Source organism: Streptomyces sp. NPDC001137 (assembly GCF_040298885.1).
GTDB lineage: Bacteria > Actinomycetota > Actinomycetes > Streptomycetales > Streptomycetaceae > Streptomyces.
This window is the reverse complement of the sequence record NZ_JBEPBA010000061.1, coordinates 1-1,509: the sequence shown is the minus strand read 5'-3', so window position 1 is coordinate 1,509 and position 1,509 is coordinate 1. Positions and strand designations below refer to the sequence as shown.

Below are 1,509 nucleotides of genomic sequence, written 5' to 3'. Positions count from 1 at the left end.
GTCCGCGCTGAAGGGACCCTGATCGCACGATGACACTTGCCGTCCGCTACCTGTCCGCCCGCACCCTGGACACGGCTCCCGCCCCCAGCACACCGCCGGGCCCCGGTGAGGTGGAGCTGGCTCCCGCTTATGTCGGCATCTGCGGTACCGACCTGCACATCTTCCACGGCGACATGGACGCCCGGGTGGCCGCGCCGGCTGTCCTGGGGCATGAGATGGCCGGCCGTGTCGTACGCGTCGGCCCGGGCGTCGAGGGCTGGCAGCCCGGGGATGCGGTCACCGTGATGCCGCTGCGCTGGGACGACACCTGCCCGGCCTGCCGCGCGGGTCACCAGCACGTCTGCCAGCACCTGGACTTCATCGGCATCGACTCGCCCGGTGCGATGCAGCAGCGCTGGACGGTGCCCGCCGCCACGCTGATCCGGCTGCCCGGCTCCCTCCCGCTGGACCGGGCCGCGCTCGTCGAGCCCACCGCGGTCGCCGTGCACGACGTCGGCCGGGCCGGCGTGAAGGACGGCGAGAAGGTCGTGGTGGTCGGCGGCGGCCCGGTTGGCGTCCTGATCGCGCTGGTGGCCCAGGCCGCCGGAGGAGATGTGCGGGTGGTGGAGCTGAGCGCGCACCGGCGGCTGCTCGCCGAGGAGTTGGGGCTTGCCGTGTGGGACCCGGCCGCCGACGACCTGACCGAACTCGTGCAGGAGTGGACCGGGGACGCGGGCGCGGACGTGGCCTTCGAGGTGTCCGGTGCGGCGGGCGGTGTGGACACCGCGGTCGACGTGCTCGGCGTACGCGGCCGGCTGTGCCTGGTCGCGATCCACCCCCGGCCGCGTGAGGTGAACCTGCACCGGTTCTTCTGGCGTGAACTCACCCTGGTCGGGGCCCGGTTGTACGACCGTTCCGACTTCGAGAAGGCGGTGGCCCTGGTCGCGGACGGCACCATTCCGGCCGAGCGGCTGATCAGCAAGGTCGTGCCGCTCACCCAGGCGCCGGCCGCGTTCGAGGCGCTGGAGGGCGGTGGCGACGTGATGAAGATCCTGGTGGACTGCACCGACGAGGCTCAGGAGGCCGCCGTATGACCGCCTTCGACCTGAGTGGACGGCTCGCCGTCGTGACCGGGGCCCGGCGCGGCATCGGGCGGGCCATGGCCCGCGCGCTCGCCGAGGCCGGCGCGGACGTCATCGGGATCAGCGCCTCGCTGGAGTCCTCCGGCAGCGCGGTGGAGAAGGACGTCACCGCCGCCGGCCGCAGTTTCGAGGCGATCCGCACCGACTTCGCCGACCCGGAGGCGGTGCGGGCGCTGGGCGCGGACCTCGCCGGACGCGAGCGGCCGGTGGACATCCTGGTCAACAACGCGGGCACGATCCGCCGCGCCCCGGCCGCAGAACACACGGACGCGGACTGGGAGTTGGTGCTCCAGGTCAATCTGAACGCGCAGTTCGCGCTGACCCGGGCGGTCGGTGCCGCGATGGTGGCCCGCGGCCGGGGGAAGGTCATCTTCACCGCTTCGCTGCT

At 73.2% G+C, this 1,509-nt stretch carries 2 protein-coding genes; both read left to right on the top strand.

Annotated elements, in window-relative coordinates:
- Positions 1–29 precede the first annotated feature (29 nt).
- Positions 30–1,073 (top strand): zinc-dependent alcohol dehydrogenase, encoded by a 1,044-nt coding sequence (locus ABT254_RS46430; RefSeq protein WP_351483753.1) that lies wholly within the window; start codon positions 30–32, stop codon positions 1,071–1,073.
- Positions 1,070–1,509 (top strand): SDR family NAD(P)-dependent oxidoreductase (locus ABT254_RS46425; RefSeq protein ID WP_351483752.1); only part of this gene is annotated, 440 nt, incomplete at its 3' end. The genes ABT254_RS46430 and ABT254_RS46425, both read left to right, overlap by 4 nt.

What these genes read in the sequence shown, in the direction of transcription:
- ABT254_RS46430 (WP_351483753.1), top strand. Translation starts at nt 30, where the DNA reads ATGACACTTGCCGTCCGCTACCTGTCCGCCCGCACCCTGGACACGGCT.